This window comes from Streptomyces sp. CNZ301 (assembly GCF_004217425.1).
This window is the reverse complement of sequence record NZ_SHLG01000001.1, coordinates 2,605,368-2,622,403: the sequence shown is the minus strand read 5'-3', so window position 1 is coordinate 2,622,403 and position 17,036 is coordinate 2,605,368. Positions and strand designations below refer to the sequence as shown.

Annotated in this window: 14 protein-coding genes and 1 riboswitch; of the genes, 9 read left to right on the top strand and 5 right to left on the bottom strand. The window is 70.0% G+C overall.

Annotation, left to right across the window (positions count from 1 at the left end; genetic code table 11):
• The first annotated feature begins 161 nt into the window (after nucleotides 1-161).
• Nucleotides 162-1,037, top strand: coding sequence for an alpha/beta fold hydrolase (locus tag EV375_RS11225; RefSeq protein ID WP_130299314.1), 876 nt, complete (start codon nucleotides 162-164; stop codon nucleotides 1,035-1,037).
• A gap of 19 nt (nucleotides 1,038-1,056) precedes the next feature.
• On the opposite strand, the gene EV375_RS11220 is transcribed toward EV375_RS11225, so the two are convergent.
• Nucleotides 1,057-2,202, bottom strand: a complete 1,146-nt coding sequence (locus EV375_RS11220; RefSeq protein ID WP_486588413.1) for a GAF domain-containing protein — start codon at nucleotides 2,200-2,202, stop codon at nucleotides 1,057-1,059.
• Between the two features lie 247 nt (nucleotides 2,203-2,449).
• On the opposite strand from EV375_RS11220, the gene EV375_RS11215 reads away from it, so the two are divergent.
• Nucleotides 2,450-4,267, top strand: coding sequence for a flavin-containing monooxygenase (locus tag EV375_RS11215; protein ID WP_130299312.1), 1,818 nt, complete (start codon nucleotides 2,450-2,452; stop codon nucleotides 4,265-4,267).
• A gap of 329 nt (nucleotides 4,268-4,596) precedes the next feature.
• Here the strand turns inward: EV375_RS11215 and EV375_RS11210 are convergent, their stop codons facing one another.
• From EV375_RS11210 to gcvT, 4 genes are all read right to left on the bottom strand, one after another.
• The gene (locus EV375_RS11210) at nucleotides 4,597-5,979 is read right to left on the bottom strand and encodes an L-serine ammonia-lyase (RefSeq protein ID WP_130299311.1); all 1,383 of its coding nucleotides are present in this window, start codon (nucleotides 5,977-5,979) and stop codon (nucleotides 4,597-4,599) included.
• A gap of 110 nt (nucleotides 5,980-6,089) precedes the next feature.
• Entirely contained in the window at nucleotides 6,090-7,364 is a 1,275-nt protein-coding gene (locus tag EV375_RS11205; protein WP_130299310.1) for a serine hydroxymethyltransferase, read from the bottom strand.
• 129 nt (nucleotides 7,365-7,493) lie between these two features.
• Nucleotides 7,494-7,874 carry a glycine cleavage system protein GcvH gene (gene gcvH / locus EV375_RS11200; protein ID WP_130299309.1) on the bottom strand — a complete coding sequence of 127 codons (381 nt, stop codon included), beginning with the start codon at nucleotides 7,872-7,874 and terminating at the stop codon, nucleotides 7,494-7,496.
• A 135-nt stretch (nucleotides 7,875-8,009) separates the two neighbouring features.
• The gene (gene gcvT, locus EV375_RS11195) at nucleotides 8,010-9,164 is read right to left on the bottom strand and encodes a glycine cleavage system aminomethyltransferase GcvT (protein WP_130299308.1); all 1,155 of its coding nucleotides are present in this window, start codon (nucleotides 9,162-9,164) and stop codon (nucleotides 8,010-8,012) included.
• A 144-nt stretch (nucleotides 9,165-9,308) separates the two neighbouring features.
• A riboswitch (glycine riboswitch) is annotated at nucleotides 9,309-9,418 on the bottom strand.
• 306 nt (nucleotides 9,419-9,724) lie between these two features.
• On the opposite strand from gcvT, the gene EV375_RS11190 reads away from it, so the two are divergent.
• From EV375_RS11190 to EV375_RS11155, 7 genes are all read left to right on the top strand, one after another.
• Nucleotides 9,725-10,369 carry an AAA family ATPase gene (locus EV375_RS11190; RefSeq protein WP_130301766.1) on the top strand — a complete coding sequence of 215 codons (645 nt, stop codon included), beginning with the start codon at nucleotides 9,725-9,727 and terminating at the stop codon, nucleotides 10,367-10,369.
• Nucleotides 10,370-10,788: 419 nt separating this feature from the next.
• Nucleotides 10,789-11,106 (top strand): circadian clock KaiB family protein, encoded by a 318-nt coding sequence (locus tag EV375_RS11185; RefSeq protein ID WP_130299307.1) that lies wholly within the window; start codon nucleotides 10,789-10,791, stop codon nucleotides 11,104-11,106.
• The gene (gene kaiC, locus EV375_RS11180) at nucleotides 11,099-12,604 is read left to right on the top strand and encodes a circadian clock protein KaiC (RefSeq protein ID WP_207228058.1); all 1,506 of its coding nucleotides are present in this window, start codon (nucleotides 11,099-11,101) and stop codon (nucleotides 12,602-12,604) included. Before EV375_RS11185 ends, kaiC begins: the two co-directional genes overlap by 8 nt.
• A 13-nt stretch (nucleotides 12,605-12,617) precedes the next feature.
• On the top strand, nucleotides 12,618-13,670 hold the full coding sequence (locus EV375_RS11175; RefSeq protein WP_165434707.1) for a SpoIIE family protein phosphatase: 1,053 nt from the start codon (nucleotides 12,618-12,620) through the stop codon (nucleotides 13,668-13,670).
• Between the two features lie 299 nt (nucleotides 13,671-13,969).
• Complete coding sequence (locus EV375_RS11165; RefSeq protein ID WP_130299305.1) at nucleotides 13,970-14,740, top strand: enhanced serine sensitivity protein SseB; 771 nt, start codon at nucleotides 13,970-13,972, stop codon at nucleotides 14,738-14,740.
• Nucleotides 14,741-14,949: 209 nt separating this feature from the next.
• Entirely contained in the window at nucleotides 14,950-15,708 is a 759-nt protein-coding gene (locus EV375_RS11160) for an enhanced serine sensitivity protein SseB C-terminal domain-containing protein (protein WP_130299304.1), read from the top strand.
• A 311-nt stretch (nucleotides 15,709-16,019) separates the two neighbouring features.
• Nucleotides 16,020-17,021, top strand: a complete 1,002-nt coding sequence (locus EV375_RS11155; RefSeq protein WP_130299303.1) for an ABC transporter permease — start codon at nucleotides 16,020-16,022, stop codon at nucleotides 17,019-17,021.
• Nucleotides 17,022-17,036: the final 15 nt, after the last annotated feature.

Sequence of the window (17,036 nt, the reverse complement as noted above, 5' to 3'; positions counted from 1 at the left end):
CGCGAAGGCCGCCCCCGGACGATCAGCCGCATGCCCCTGGGACGTCCGCCGAGGACGTCGCCGGTGAGTTCGCAGACACAAGCTCCGTCGCGGACCTGGCCGTTGGAGCGCGTTCGACGGATCAACCGGGAATCCCTGACACGCGTGCGAGGAGCACTGCCATGCAGCCGGACAGTCACACGCTGGCCGTGGAGCGTGACCAGTACAAGATCCACGCCGATGTGTTTCCGGGGACCGGGCCGCCCATTGTGCTGATGCACGGCTTCCCCGACAGCACCCGCCTTTACGACCATCTCGTTCCCCACGTGGCCGCGCGTCGGCCCGTGGTGCGTTTCGATTTCCTCGGCTGGGGCCGCTCGGACAAGCCGGCGGGGTACCCGTACACCGCGGCGAACCAGGTGGGTGACCTGGCCGCTGTCGTTGACGCCGTCAGCGAGTACGCCGACACCGACCGATTGGTGCTCGTCGCCCACGACGCCTCCGGACCGCCGGCGATCGACTGGGCCTTGGCCAATCCCGAGCGGGTCGCGATGCTGGTGCTGCTGAACACCTACTACCACTGGACGCCGAGTCTGCGCCGACCGCCGGCCATCGCCCTGTACTCCACCCCGGTGGTCCGCAACGTCGCCCGTGCCGTCGTGCGCCGATGGCCCGCACTGGACCGGCGCCTGTATGCCTGGCAGGTCGGCGGATTCATCCACGACGCCGAGGTGCGTGACCCCTGTGTCGCGCTTCTCTACGAGCAATTCCTCCCAGCCCGGGACGCGTTCTGGCGGCTCAACGAAGATCTGCTGGGCACGGTGCTTGCCCGGCGGCGACGCATCCCGGAATTGCGCCGCTTCACCCCACGCGTCCGGATCATTTTCGGAGCCGGCGACCGCTACCTCAATCCTCGAGTCGCGCGGGAGTTCGACGCCCTGTTCCCGCACAGCGAGCTGCATCTGCTTGACCACGCCGGACACTACGTCCAGGTGGACCGTCCTCAGCAGGTCGGCGACCTCATCGTTCGGCCTATGAGCTCCCCGTCCAGCGGGTAGCGGATGCTGCGTGGGATCCTCAGCAGTCACGCGAGCGGGCACGTGATCCGCCACTGTCCTGGGACGGATGGACGGAGAGCTGTACGCCCTCGGCGAGCCGGTAGGGCCGTGTGGCCACGACAGCACCGAGCAGGCGTCGGAGCCGGCTGACCTCCGCCCGCACGGTGACGAGGTGGTCAGGGTCACCGAACAGGGCTCGGCTCAGCGCTGCCGCTGTCAGGCCGTCCGGGCCGGCTGCGTGCAGCAGGAACAAGATCTCAGCGTGGCGTCGGGTAATGCTCCGGCACCAGCTGGTGTCGCCGGAACTCGTCCGCAGCACCGGTGGCCCGGAAAGGTCGAGACCGAGCATCACTGTGCGGTCGCGGCCCAGCGGGCGGACGAGCCAGCCGCGGGTCAGCTTCTCCGGCAGCCACGTGCCGAGGCCGGGCACGGCGATGGCCTGGCCGGCCCGTGGTGCGGCGATGCGGTCGCCCACGGCGACGCCCGTGCGGTGCGCGACCCAGCCGTTGTCGTCCACCACCATGGACGGTTCCGCGCTCCCGGCCAGCAGCGGTTCGGCCAGCTGCCTCAGCGCGTCCAGCCGCTTCTGGTGCGACAGCCACAGTTCTGCCTGGGCCAGCCGCGTCGCCGTCTCGACCAGTACCCCGACGGCCGGGTGCAGAGCCAGCGCGGGACCGCTGACGTCGATGACTCCGAGCACCTCACCGGTGCGCGGGTCGTGGATCGGTGAGGCACTGCAATACCAAGGATGTTGGCCCTGTTCGAAATGCTCGCCGGCGAGGAGTTCGACGGGCGCCGCTTCGGCCAGCGCGGTTCCGATCGCGTTCGTGCCGACCTTGGCCTCGGTCCAGTCCGCGCCTTCGGTGAACTCCAGTTCGTCAGCCCGGCGGCGAACGGCGGAAGTGCCCGCCCGCCAGAGGACGGCGCCGTCGCCATCGGTCACCACGAGCATCATGGTCGCCGCGTCCGAGGAGGCATTGAACATCTTGGCGATGCCGTCGACGACGTCGCGCAACGGCGAGTCGTGACGCCGTCGCGCGACCTCGTCCTTCGAGAGGAAGTCGCGCTTGTTCACGCGGTCCGCGGTCAGGCCGAGCCGCAGCATCCGCGACCAGGAGTGAGAAACGACATCGCGCGGACGCACCGGCGGGCGCGTACCGGCCATGACCGCTTCATGCATCCGGACCAGATCCCGGGCATGGGTCGGGAGGTTCCGGCCCTGTGGGACGGCACCGCTCACGCGCACCACCTCCGGGCTACCGCGCCGTCGCGTCAGCCGCTCCAGGATAGGAGCCGCCCGAGGCAATCACCACGGCCCAACGGGCGTGCAATTCGATGCAACTCTTGTCGCTGAAACCGCGGTCGGCGTGTGATCGGCACAACAGCATGAGCGCCGATCGGAGGGAGTCGTGATGACACAGACGATGGACGCGGTGCAGCAGGACCGTTCCCCTCAGACGCGGGTGGACGACTGGCTGGCCCGGTTCGAGTCCGCACTCGTGACTCGCGATGCGGGTGCCGCTGCCTCGCTGTTCGCCGTCGACAGCTACTGGCGGGATCTGGTGGCTTTCACCTGGAACATCAAGACTGTGGAGGGTCGCGCCGCAGTCGCGGACATGCTCGCCGCATGCCTCGACGACACCGACCCGTCCGGCTTCCGTACCACCGAGACGCCGTCGGAGGCCGATGGCGTCATCGAGGCGTGGATCGAGTTCGAGACGGCGGTGGGGCGGGGGAGCGGCCACCTGCGGCTCAAGGACGAGGGCGCGTGGACTCTGCTGACCAGCCTTCGTGAGCTCAAGGACTTCCCGGAACCGCGTGGTGATCTGCGGCCCAGGGGTACGCGACACGGAGCGATCTCCAACCGCCGTTCCTGGGCCGAGGAACGGGAACTGGAGCAGGAAGAACTGGGTTATGACCAGCAGCCGTTCGCGGTTGTCGTCGGCGGCGGCCAGGGCGGGATCGCGCTCGGTGCCCGGCTGCGTCAGCTGGGTGTGCCGGCCTTGGTCGTCGAACGAAACGACCGGCCGGGCGACTCCTGGCGGAAGCGCTACAAGAGCCTGTGCCTGCACGACCCCGTCTGGTATGACCACCTTCCCTACTTGCCCTTCCCCGACAACTGGCCGGTGTTCGCACCGAAAGACAAGATCGCGGACTGGCTCGAGATGTACACCCGCGTCATGGACGTTCCCTATTGGACGCGGTCGGAAGTCACGTCAGCCGCGTTCGACGAGACGACCGAGACTTGGAAGGTCGCAGTGAACCGGGATGGCGAGGAGGTTGTGCTCACGCCGCGTCATCTCGTCTTCGCCACCGGCATGTCGGGCAAGCCCAACCTGCCCTCGTTCCCCGGCATGGACGAGTTCGCGGGGGACCAGCATCACTCGTCGGAACACCCGGGCCCGGACCGGTATGCCGGCAAGAAGGCGGTCGTGATCGGCTCGAACAACTCCGCACACGACATCTGCGCGGCGCTTTGGGAGCAGGACGCCGATGTGACGATGGTTCAGCGTTCCTCGACGCACATCGTGAAGTCGGATTCCCTGATGGACCTGGGGCTGGGGGATCTCTATTCCGAACGCGCCGTACGCGCAGGGATGACCACGGACAAGGCCGACATGGTGTTCGCGTCGCTGCCCTACCGGATCATGCACGAGTTCCAGATCCCGATCTACGACAAGATCCGCGAACGGGACGCCGACTTCTACGAACGCCTTGCCCGGGCCGGCTTCGAGCACGACTGGGGCGATGACGGGTCGGGCCTGTTCATGAAGTACCTGCGCCGCGGTTCCGGTTACTACATCGACGTGGGCGCGGCCGAGCTCGTGGCCGACGGCGAGATCAAGCTCGCTCACGGACAAGTCGATCACCTTACCCGGACTGGTGTCGTGCTCGACGACGGCACCGAACTGGACGCCGACCTCGTCGTCTACGCGACCGGGTACGGCTCCATGAACGGCTGGGTCGCCGACCTGTGCGGCCAGGAGATGGCGGACCGGGTCGGCAAGTGCTGGGGACTGGGCTCGAACACCACCAAGGACCCCGGCCCTTGGGAAGGCGAGCAGCGCAACATGTGGAAGCCCACCCAGCAACCGGGTCTGTGGTTCCACGGTGGGAACCTGCACCAGTCCCGGCACTATTCGCTGTATCTCGCACTGCAGTTGAAGGCGCGCTACGAAGGCGTCCCCACCCCGGTCTACGGCCTGCAGGAGGTCCACCACCTGGCCTGAGCCAAGCCGGGCCGGCCGCGGTGGGCCGGCTCCACCGTGGCCGGTCTGCCGGGAACGGGCTTCGGGTCTGCTACAGGCGAACCTGGTGTGTAGAGGCGCGGATCCCGCGGGCGTCACCTTGATGTTGCCCCCTCATCCTTGTGCGGGACTCGCAGCAATGGGGAGGTAAGGGCAGTTGAAGCTTGCAGAAGCGTTGGCTGAGCGGGCAGACGCCACGCGGGTCCGTCAACAGGGAGACCTCACGGGCATTCAGCGCCGTCACCGGACGCAGAAGGGCAAGCCCGTGACAGCGCTGAAAGACGCGAGTCACCTTGTCAAAGACACAGTGCTCAGCACTCGATGACGTTCACCGCGAGGCCGCCGCGGGCCGTCTCCTTGTACTTGACCTTCATGTCGGCGCCGGTGTCCTTCATCGTCTTGATCGCCTTGTCGAGCGAGACGTGGTGCCGGCCGTCGCCGCGCAGCGCCATGCGGGCGGCGGTGACCGCCTTCACGGCCGCCATGCCGTTGCGTTCGATACAGGGGATCTGGACGAGGCCGCCGATCGGGTCGCAGGTCAGCCCGAGGTTGTGCTCTATGCCGATCTCGGCGGCGTTCTCCACCTTCTCAGGACCGCCGCCCAGCACCTCGGCCAGGCCGCCCGCGGCCATGGAGCAGGCAGAGCCCACCTCGCCCTGGCAGCCGACCTCGGCGCCGGAGATCGAGGCGTTCTCCTTGAAGAGCAGCCCGATGGCGCCGGCGGCCAGGAGGAAGCGGACGATGCCGTCCTCGTCGGCGCCCGGCACGAACTCGGTGTAGTAGTGCAGGACGGCAGGGATGATGCCCGCCGCGCCGTTGGTGGGAGCCGTCACGACGCGTCCGCCGGCCGCGTTCTCCTCGTTCACCGCCATCGCGTACAGCGTCAGCCACTCCGTGGCGTGCGTCTCCCGGTTGCCCTCCGCGCGGAGCTGGCGAGCGGCCGTCGCCGCTCTGCGGCGCACCTTCAGGCCGCCCGGCAGGATGCCCTCGCGGCTCAGGCCACGGGCGACGCACGCCCGCATGACCTCCCAGATCTCCAGCAGACCGGCGCGGATCTCCTCCTCCGTGCGCCAGGCCTTCTCGTTCTGGAGCATCAACTCCGAGACGGACAGCCCTCTTTCACGGGTGAGCCGCAGCAGCTCGTCGCCGGTGCGGAAGGAGTGCTTCAGGACGGTGTCGTCGAGCTTGATGCGCCCCGCACCCGCAGCGTCCTCGTCGACGACGAAGCCGCCGCCCACCGAGTAGTACGTCTTCTCCAGAAGCGTGGCGCCGGACGCGTCGTATGCGAAGAGCGTCATGCCGTTCGCGTGGTACGGAAGCGAGCGGCGACGGTGCAGGATCAGCTGGCTCTGCTCGTCGAAGGCGACCTCGTGGGCGTCCCCTATCTCCGTCGCCAGCAGCCGCAGCCGCTTCGAGCTGCGGATCCGCTCCACCTCGTCGTCGGCGCCCTCGACGTCGACGGTGCGCGGCGACTCGCCCTGGAGCCCGAGCAGCACGGCCTTCGCGGTGCCGTGTCCGTGCCCGGTGGCGCCGAGCGACCCGTACAGCTCCGCACGCACGGACGCCGTGTGGGCCAGCACGCCCTCGTTCTTCAGCCGCCCGGCGAACATGCGGGCCGCGCGCATCGGGCCCACCGTGTGGGAGCTGGACGGACCGATGCCGATAGAGAAGAGGTCGAAGACGGAGACCGCCATGGCGGGCGCCTCCTTTCCGTGCGGGGCCGCGCTGTGGCCTTGATGTGGCCTTGCTGGGGCCGGATGTCCGGTGCCGCGCCGCGGAAGCCGCGCCGCGGCACCGGGGCCTGTTACTTGCCCAGGCCGGGGTAGAGGGGGTGCTTCTCGGTGAGCGCTGTGACGCGCGCGTTGAGGGACTTGGCCTTGTCCTCGTCGAAGCCGGGGAGCAGCGCCTCGGCGATGATGTCGGCGACCTCCCGGAAATCCTCCTCCTGGAAGCCGCGGGTCGCCAGCGCGGGCGTCCCGATGCGCAGGCCGGAGGTCACCATGGGCGGACGGGGATCGTTCGGCACGGCGTTGCGGTTGACGGTGATGCCGACCTCGTGCAGCCGGTCCTCGGCCTGCTGGCCGTCCAGGTCGCTGTTGCGCAGGTCGACGAGGACGAGGTGGACGTCCGTGCCGCCGGAGAGCACGGAGACACCCGCGTCCACCGCGTCCTGCTTCAGCAGCCGCTCGGCGAGCAGCCGTGCGCCGGTCAGGGTGCGCTGCTGGCGCTCCTTGAACTCGTCGGAGGCCGCGATCTTGAAGGACACGGCCTTGGCCGCGATGACGTGCTCGAGCGGGCCGCCCTGCTGGCCGGGGAAGACCGCCGAGTTGATCTTCTTGGCGTGCTCCTTCTTGGAGAGGATCACGCCGCCGCGCGGGCCGCCGAGCGTCTTGTGCGTGGTCGTGGTCACCACGTCGGCGTACGGCACCGGGGAGGGGTGCAGCCCGGCCGCCACCAGGCCCGCGAAGTGCGCCATGTCGACCATGAGCAGCGCGCCGACCTCGTCCGCGATCCGGCGGAAGGCGGCGAAGTCCAGCTGCCGCGGGTACGCGGACCAGCCCGCGATGATCATCTGCGGACGGTGCTCGCGCGCGAGCCGCGCGACCTCCTCCATGTCGACCTGGCTGGTCTTCTCGTCGACGCGGTAGGCGACGACGTTGTACAGCTTGCCGGAGAAGTTGATCTTCATGCCGTGCGTGAGGTGACCGCCGTGCGCCAGGTCCAGGCCCATGATCGTGTCGCCCGGCTTCAGCAGCGCGAACATCGCCGCGGCGTTCGCGGAAGCGCCCGAGTGCGGCTGTACGTTCGCGGCCTCGGCCCCGAAGAGGGTCTTGATGCGCTCGCGTGCGATGTTCTCGATGACGTCGACGTGTTCGCAGCCGCCGTAGTAGCGACGCCCCGGATAGCCCTCCGCGTACTTGTTGGTGAGGACGGAGCCCTGGGCCTCCAGCGAGGCGACGGGCGCGAAGTTCTCCGACGCGATCATCTCGAGGGTGGACTGCTGACGGTGGAGTTCGGCGTCGACGGCGGCGGCGACGTCCGGGTCCACCTCGTGGAGAGAACTGTTCAGAAGCGACATGGAACCATCCCTGGTGGCAGGCCGGTCGGGCACATTGGCGGACATACGGCGTTCAGTCGGTGCTGCTCGGTCGTAGGGGGCCGCTCGTCGCGGCTCCGGGTGTGAAGGCCGGCCCTCGCCGGCCCGGCGTCAGCTTCCGGCGGCGAACGAGGCGTACTCGTCGGCCGTCAGCAGGCCGGCCGGCTCGCCCGTGACACGCACCTTGAACAGCCAGCCGCCCTCGAACGGGGCGGAGTTGACCAGCGCCGGGTCGTCGACGACATCCTGGTTGATCTCGGTGATCTCACCGGAGACCGGCGCGTAGAGGTCGCTGACCGACTTGGTCGACTCCAGTTCGCCGCAGGGCTCGCCCGCGGTGACCGTGTCCCCGGCCTCGGGAAGCTGGACGAAGACGACATCGCCGAGCGCGTCGGCGGCGTGCGCCGTGATGCCGACGGTCGAGACGCCGTCGTCGGCGTCCGACAGCCACTCGTGCTCCTTGCTGTAGCGCAGCTGCTGCGGGTTGCTCATGGTGCGATTCTCCTGGATGAGAGGGGGACGGAGGGAATCAGTCTTGGTCAGTGGGACGCAGGACACGTCGAACGGCGCGGGGCACGCGCGGTCCGGCGACCGAAGCGGGTCCGGGTCCTGCCGCCGACGTCCTTGTCAGCGTTGCCGCTTGTAGAAGGGGAGAGCGACGACCTCGTACGGCTCGTGGCTGCCGCGGATGTCCACCGCGACACCCTCGGTGCCGGGCTCCGCGTATGCCGGGTCGACGTACGCGATGGCGATGGGCCTGCCGAGAGTGGGCGACGGTGCCCCCGAGGTCACCTCGCCGATCACCGAACCGTCCGCGGCGGAGACGACCTCGTACCCGGCACGCGGCACGCGGCGGCCTTCCGCGATGAGACCGACGAGCTTGCGCGGCGGCGCCGTCTCCGCCCGGGCCGCGGCGGCCTCCAGCGGCTCGCGCCCGACGAAGGCACCGTCGTTGGTGGTCTTCTCGAACTTCACGATCCTGCCCATGCCCGCGTCGAACGGCGTTGTCCGGGTGGTCAGTTCGTGCCCGTACAGCGGCATCCCCGCCTCGAGGCGCAGCGTGTCACGGCAGCTCAGCCCGCAGGGCACGAGACCTGCGGGCGCGCCCGCCTCGGTGAGCGCCTCCCAGACGGCGACTGCGTCGGCGGGGGAGACGAACAGTTCGAAGCCGTCCTCGCCGGTGTATCCCGTACGGGCGATCAGCGCGTCCCGGCCGGCGACGGTGCCGGGCAGCCCCGCGTAGTACCTCAGCCCCTCCAGGTCGGCGTCCGTGAGGCCCTTGAGAATGGCGGCGGCCTCCGGGCCCTGCACGGCGATCAGCGCGTAGGTGTCCCGGTCGTCGCGCACCTCGGCGCCGAAGCCGGCGCTGCGTTCACGCAGCGCGTCCAGCACGGTCTGCGCGTTCGAGGCGTTGGCGACGACCATGTACGTCTCCTCGCCGGTGCGGTAGACGATCAGGTCGTCGAGGATGCCGCCCGAGGCGTCGCACAGCATGGTGTAGCGGGCGCGTCCGACGGCGAGCCGGGAGAGGTTGCCCACCAGGGCGTAGTCCAGCAGTTCGCCCGCCTGCTGCCCGGTGACGGTGATCTCGCCCATGTGCGAGAGGTCGAAGAGGCCCGCACGTGAGCGCACGGCGACGTGCTCGTCCCGCTCGCTGCCGTAGCGCAGGGGCATGTCCCAGCCGGCGAAGTCGGTCATCGTCGCGCCGAGCGCGCGGTGTACCGCGTCGAGGGCGGTGGTGCGGGGACCGCTGCCGGTGGTCCCGCTGTCGGTGTCGCTCATGTCAGGCTCCCGTGACTCGGTGACGCGGATGTCCTCCCCATCTGTCATCGGAACCTGAGAGGTTCGCCACGAGCCCTCGTGTACGGGCGGCGGCTTGCACCGTGGGTGGAGCCGCCCGTGGGCGGCCCGCTTTTCAGATCTGCCTCGTCCTGCGCGGTATCGGTGCCTGAGAGATTCAAGGGAGGACTTGCTCCTTCGGCGCCCCGGCGGGACCGCGCTCCGTGCACGGCCGGGAACTCTCCCGCGTGGATTCAAACGGCCGGTATGCAGTTGGCTGGCCCGCTCATCATGGCACGGCGGCGCAGCACCGTCGACGGTGCGTGCCCCACCGGGCGGGGAGGCCGCCTTGCTGCGCATTACCGTTCCTTGACACTCTCTGAGACGAGCCGCCGGGACGGCGGTCTTCTCCGGGGAGGGGCGATCAGGTGGGCAGCCTGCGCAGTGCGTACGCGACCGTGACCGGCTGGGGGTACTCGCTCCCCGGCCAGTCCAGAGACGCCGCCGACGCTCCGGCCCCGGCGGCGGTTCCGGCTCAGGCGGCGGCACCCGTCCCAGCGGCGGTGCCGGAAGACGATCCTGCGGCCGTCAGGACTGCTGCCGCCGCAGTCCCTGCGGCCTCACTCCCTCCGGCCGCCTCCGTCGACCTCCGCGGTACGGCCGCCCGGTGCACGCTGCGGTATCCCGCGGGAGACCGCGTCGTGGTCTCCGGCCTTCCCGGCAGCGGCAAGTCGACGCTGATCCAGCGCGTCCTCGGCCTCCAGGACGCCGTCCGCCGCGTCGACTCCCAGGACGTGCGCGAGCGTTGGGCGGCCGCGCTGCCGCGCTGGCTGCCCTATGCGACGTACCGGCCCCTCGCCCGCATCGCGCACTACGCGGGGCTGCGGCGGGCGCTCTCCTCCGGTGCGAGCGTCGTCGTGCACGACTGCGGCAGCCAGGTGTGGGTGCGCAACTGGCTCGGCCGGGACGCCCTGCGGCGCGGCCGCGCCCTCCACCTCGTCCTGCTGGACGTACCGCCCGCGACGGCGCTGCGCGGCCAGGCCGAGCGCGGGCGCACCGTCTCCGGCTACGCCTTCCTGCGCCACCGCCGGGCGGTCCGGCGGCTGATCGCGAACGCGGAGGCGGGGCGGCTGCCGCGAGGTTGCGAGTCGGTGGTCCTCCTGGACCGCCGGGCAGCGGGCGCTCTCGCGGGCATCGCCTTCGAATAGCCGCGCTCCCGCGCCGGAGGCACGAGTCCGGCGCAGGCGCCGGAGGAGTGGCCGCGCGGGGCCGGAGGCGCCGACCCGGCGCGCATTACCGGCATGGCCGCTCCCTGCTCGCGCCCGGTGGCGTGCCGTGCGATGTTGTCGGGACAGGGCAGCCGCCGACGGGCGGTTCCCGTCTCCGCCGGCGTCATGGCGGGAGGAGGGCGGATGCTGACCGGGCTCGGCAGGCGCCTGCACGTATGCCTCGGGTACGGGCCGTGCGTCGTGTCTTTCTGGTGAAGCTCCCGGGTGCTCCCCGGACTGGTAAAGGCAGGTGCCTGGATGGATGTCACGGGAGAGCGGGGAGGCAGGACCCGCGGCGCGGGTCGTGGTGACCGGGCAGGGGTACTTCGGCATTCCGGGCGGCCGGGAAGGGCGGACGGGTGACGAGAAGCTACGCCTTCCGCCTGTATGTGTCCGGCCAGTCGGAGCGGTCCAGCGCTGCCGAGTCGAATCTGCGCGCCTTGGCCGGGGCACGGCTGCCTGACGGCTTCGAGTTGGAAGTGGTGGATGTGGTGGCGCGGCCCGGACTGGCGGAGGAGCAGCGCGTCCTGGCGACGCCGACTGTGGTCAGGCTGCTGCCGCATCCGCAGTTGCGGGTGATCGGAGACCTGTCCGATCCGCCGAGGGTCGCGTACGCGCTGGGGCTGCCGGACGAGCCGCAGGAGGTCCGGATGGAGAAGGAGGCCGGCGGTGACTGACGGCGACACGATCGAGCGCGTTCCCACCGGGATCAACGGGTTCGACCAGGTGGCGATCGGGGGGTTGCCGGCCGGCAGGCCGACCCTGTTGACCGGCACGACCGGCAGTGGCAAGACGGTCTTCGCCGGGGAGTTCCTCGCCCGCGGGGTCGCAAAATACGACCAGCCGGGGGTGTTCGTCACTTTCGAGGAGACGCCGGATGCGATCCGCCGCAACTTCTTCTCGCTGGGCTTCCCGATCGAGCAGTGGGAAGCCGAGGGGAAGTGGGTGTTCGTCGACGCCGCCGAGAGCGAGGACGAGGAAGCCGCCGTCGTCGGAGCCTACGACTTCGGCGCGCTGACGTCCCGCATCGAGCACGCGGTCCACCGGATCGGCGCCTCCCGGGTAGTGCTGGATTCGCTGGGATCCGTGTTCGCCCGGTTTGCCGACGCCGGGATCGTCCGCCGGGAGAGCTACAGACTCGCTTCCGCTCTGAGCTCGCTCGGGGTCACCTCGATCATCACGGCCGAGCGGAACAGCGAGTACGACGGCGTATCCCGGTACAGGGTCGAGGAGTTCGTCGTCGACAACGTGATCGTCCTGCGCAACGTGCTGCTCCAGGAACGCCGGCGCCGGACCGTCGAGATCGTCAAGCTCCGCGGTGCCCCGCACCGCACGGGGGAATGGCTGTTCACCATCGACCCGCGCGAAGGGTTCGTCGTCATCCCCCTCGCTTTCCTCGGTATGCCGTCCACGCCCGCCTCCAGTACCCGCGTGCCCTCGGGTAACTCCGGGCTGGACCGGATGTGCGGTGGCGGGTTCTACCGCGACGCTGTCGTCCTGCTGTCCGGGCCCTCCGGGTCCGGCAAGACACTGACCAGTCTGAAGTTCCTGGAGGCCGGTGTCGCAGCGGGAGAGCGCTGCCTGGGGTTCACCTTCGACGAGACCAGCGAGCAGATGAGGCGCAACGCCGCCGGCTGGGGAATCGACCTGGAGGCCATGCAAGAAGGCGGTCTGCTGGAGGTGGTGTGCGACTACCCGGAAGTGGCCTCCTTGGAGGACTACTTCATCCGGATCAGGCGCGCCGTGCTGGATTTCGAGCCCGAGCGCCTGGTCATCGACACCCTGTCCGCGCTGGAGCGCATCGCCACGCCGAGGGCGCTCCTCGACCTGGTGATCGCACTGGGCGCGGTCGTCCGCGAGCACCGCATCACCACGCTGTTCACCTCCGCCCCCAGCAGCCGCTTCACACCTGCGCAGGCACCGTCGATCGCGCGCGAACTGGCCAGCCTCACCGACGTCACCATCGCACTGCGGTACTTCCAGAAGGCCGGGATGATCAAGCGCACCGTAGCCGTCGTGCAGAACCGCGGCTCCGCCCACGACGAGGCCGTGCGCCAGGTCACCATCGACGCGGACGGCATGCACATCGGCGCCCCGGTCGCCACCCTCGACGAAATGGAAGCCGTCGGCTTGGACGTGCCACCGTGGCCGGGCGTCATCGGCGATGACATCTGAGCGGCGCACCCCCATGACGAGAGACGACCCAGGAGCCGGGACCGGCGGACCCGAAGGCGACCTCATCGACCTGGTCATCTCCGCGTCCGCCGACGGGGTCATCGCCGTGGACGAGCAGGGGATCGTGCGGCTGTGCAATCCAGCCGCGACAGAGCTTTTCGGCCGCCCCGCCCAGGATCTGCTGGATGCCCCGTTCGGCTTCCCGATCGTGGCCGGCCAGTCGACGGACGTGGAACTGACGCAGCCCGGGGGCGGCGTCAGAGTCGTCGAGATGCGCGTCAGCGCGACCAACTCGAACGGCGCTCCGCTGCGTGTCGTCTCGCTGCGGGACGTGACTTCCCGATGGCTCGCCTTCCAGCGGATGCTGCTGCCGACCCTGCCGGACCTGGCCCCCCTCCAGGCGGCCGTCGTCTACCGGCCCGCCGCCGAGCAGCTGGGCGGCGACTGGTACGACGCGTTGCCGCTGCCCGGCGGAGCCGTCGGCGCCGTGATCGGCGACGTCGCCGGGCACAGCCTGCAAGCCGCCGCCGCGATGGCCCAGATCCGCAACATGCTGCGCGCCTTGCTCTACGACCGGCCCGCTGCGCCCGGCTCGGTGCTGGCCACACTCGACCGGACGCTGCACGCGATCAACGAGAACCCTGTGACCACCGCATGCGTGGCCCGCATCGAGCCGAGCGGTGGCGGCTGGCGGCTGCTGTGGAGCAGCGCGGGCCATCTCCCGCCGCTGCTGCTCACCCCCGTCGGCGCGGCCGAGTACCTGCACACCGAGCCCGGCCTGCCACTCGGCGTCGATCCCAGCCGGCCCCGCTTCGACAGCGTCCGCCCCCTGCCCGAGGGGGCCACGGTCATCTTCTTCACCGATGGCCTGGTCGAACGGCCCGGCCAGCCCATCGACGTGGGCCTCGCCTCCCTCGCCGCGATCGCCGGCCGCAGCGCCCGCCTGCCGCTGGACGAGCTGTGCCGGACCCTCGCCGACCAGCACCTCGGCGACGGCCACGACGACATCGCCATCCTTGCCCTCCGCATGCCCGCCCACCGTCAGACGGACGCGCTCCGCGAATAGCAGCACGCCGCCCGGGCACGAGGCGGGCGACCTCACCACCCTTCCCCCTCGGATCGGGTCGAGGGCCGCCGCAGGCGCCCCACCGCTCCAGGTGCAACCGGCCGCCGTCGATGCCCGCTTCCTCCCGGAGCCCGCGCAGCGCTCCCTCGGGAAAGCCCGGTTCTCCGGACGTACCCGCCGTGCGGCGCGGGAGCCGGCCGGGGAACGGACCGGAACCAGAGGAGCCTCACCTCTTTCAGGCCCCACAACCACCTCACCCGTCGCCGACGTCCCGGGAGAACACAACTAGGGTGGCCGCCATGACCATTCCTCAGCAGTACGGACCGGGCCATGGCGGAGGCTGGCCCGGCAACGAGCTGGAGGAGGCCCTCGCCGCCTCCCTCGAAGTGCCGGGCGCCGGCGCCCGGCTGCTTGAGGTGCTCAAACGCAGCAGCGTATGGGTGCCGCTGCCCGAGGGCGGCGGCCCCGCCAGTGCCGAGCTGGACCTGCCGACCGTCGAGCTGAACGGCGGTGTCTACGTCCCGGTCTTCAGCTCCGAGCAGCAGTTCCTCCAGGTCGTCGGCAGCCACATGTCCTTCACCGTCGCGCCCGCCCGCGAATTCGCGCGCGGGCTGCCGCCGCAGGTGGGCATCGCCGTGAACCCGGAGGGCACCGTCGGCATGCCGCTGCCGCCCGAGGCCGTCGTCGAGCTGTGCGCCAACACCCCCAATGAGCAGGCCTCTTGGGGCGTGGCGCGGGGAGCGCGGGTGCGGCTCTTCGAGCCGGACTGGCAGGAGGAACCAGAGGACTTCCTCGTCGCCGCGGCCGGTGAGTTCTCGGCCCTGCCGTGGATGCGCACGGCCCGCCGCGCACTCGCCAGCTCCGAGGGAGATGCGCCGTCGCTCTTCGTCGGCATCGAGCTGGACCACCTCGATCCGGACGTCCGCCAGGCCGCGCACGACGCGCTCGCGCGTGCCCTGGGCCGCGTCCAGATCAAGTGGCCCGTACAGCTCGTGCTGATGGACGCGGCCCAGGACCCGGTCGTCGACTGGATGCGGCACTGTGTGCGGCCCTTCTACACACGCGGCTGAGGTCCCGGTGTGCCGGGCCTGCTCCGTCCCAGGACGTAGCGCTTGAGTACGACGCCCCATGTCGGTCCCTGCTCGTAAGCTGGTTTGATGACGGGGAGAACGGGGAGGGCCGCGATCGCGGGCCCGGTAGAGATCATCGAGAAAGTCCGCCCACTCGCCGGCCGTAGCGCAGAGGCCGGGGGGCGCGGTTCCAAGGGAAGGGCAGCCAGGTGAGCGCGGGTGCAGGCGTCGAGCAGCTGCTGGGGCAGGTGTCGCCGGGCAGGTACGACACCTATGAGGCGCTGCTCGATGCGCTCACCGACGGCGAAGTGTGGATGCTGCTGTGGAAGGGGCGTCCGGGCACGCCCGACGCCCAGTACGGAAACATGGAGGTCGGCGGGTACGGCTACGCCCCGTGCGTGACCTCCGCCCAGGAGCTGGCCGCCTCCGGCTGGGACCGCTCGCACGAAATCCTCAGCGGCCGCGAGATCGCCTCCGCGCTCTTCCCGGAGCGCTGGGGGATCTGGCTCAACCCGCACGCCCCCGGCGGCGGTGTCGGCGTCCCGTGGCTCGATCTGCGGCGCATCGCCCTCGGCCTGGACCAGCTGCCCGCGGGCCCGCTGCGCATCAGTGAACCCAGCCTGGACGTCGCGCAGTTCTACGCACTGCTCAGCCAGAACGCACACCGCACGCCCGCCGTGCGTTCCCTGCGCCGCGCCTGGGTCCAGCCGGCGCTGGGCGCCGGCTATCTCGCGATCGGTCTCGACCTGTACGGAACTGACCGGCAGGCCGTGGAGTCGGCGCATCAGATGATGCGTCAGTCGGTGGCGGCCGTACCGGAGGGGCTGCCGGTCTCCAGTGTCGCGATGTCGGACGACTACGACCCGGTGGCGATGTGGCTGCGCCGCAATTCGCGGCCCTTCTTCGACCGTGATGTGCCGACGGCCGACGCCGCTCCGGGGCACGGTTACGGCTTTCCCCGCACCTGACGTCCCGTCCGCCCGGTCGGTACGCAACCGGACTTCCGCCAAGGGCACCTGGTACATGGAACCGCAGGTGGGCGGTTGTCCACGCGCATTGACCGGATTCCGATAGTCGCCAGGTTCCGTTCGTATAACGGAATCTGGCGCGTCACATCACAGTTGAGCATCCTTTCCCCAGGGGGACTGGCGGGTGATCGCACGGCCGAAGAGACTCCCGAGCGTTGAGGCATCGGCCTCGCGAACGAGTTGATTGCGAACTGGCCGCTACAGCGGCGGGCGTGGCTGGTCACCCCCGGCCGAGAGAGGGTTTCCCCACGATGACGGCACCACTGCACGACACGTCCGCGGAGATCGCGCCCGTCGATCCGGCACTCGGTGGCGGCGCAGAAGGCAAGTCCATCGAAGGACGCTCTCTCGGACGGATCGCGTGGAACCGCCTCAAGCGGGACAAGGTGGCACTCACCGGCGGCGCCGTCGTGCTGGTGCTCATCGTGATCGCGGCGTTCGCGCCGTTCATCGTGAGCCTGCTGGGACATCCGCCGGACCAGCACCACGAAGAGATGATCGACCCCCTCTTCCAGACTCCGAAGGGCGCGCTCGGAGGCATCAGCGGCGAGCACCTGCTCGGTGTCGAACCGGGCAACGGGCGCGACGTGTTCAGCCGCATCGTCTACGGCGCCCGCGTCTCGCTGCTCGTCGGCTTCCTCTCGGCCGTGGTGGCCGTGGTCGTCGGCACCGTGCTCGGTGCTCTCGCCGGCTACTTCGGCGGCTGGCTCGACGCCGCCATCAGCCGCGTGATGGACATGCTGCTGGCCTTCCCCCAACTGCTGTTCATCATCTCGCTGATCTCCGTGGTCCCGAACCAGATGTTCGGGCTGACGGGTACGGGCGTGCGTCTCACCGTGATGATCCTGGTGATCGGCTTCTTCGGATGGCCCTACATCGGCCGCATCGTGCGCGGCCAGACGCTCTCGCTGCGCGAGCGGGAGTACGTGGAGGCGGCGCGGAGCCTCGGCGCGGGGCGGCGCTACATCCTCTTCAAGGAGCTGCTGCCCAACCTGATCGCGCCGATCACCGTCTACACGACGCTCATGATTCCCACCAACATCCTTACCGAGGCCGCCCTCAGCTTCCTCGGCGTCGGAGTCAAGCCGCCGACCGCTTCCTGGGGCCAGATGCTCTCGACGGCGACGCGCTACTACGAGGCGGACCCGATGTACATGGTGGTCCCCGGCGTCGCCATCTTCATCACCGTCCTCTCCTTCAACCTCTTCGGCGACGGCGTGCGCGACGCGCTCGACCCCAAGGGTTCCCGATGACTCCCCCCACATCAC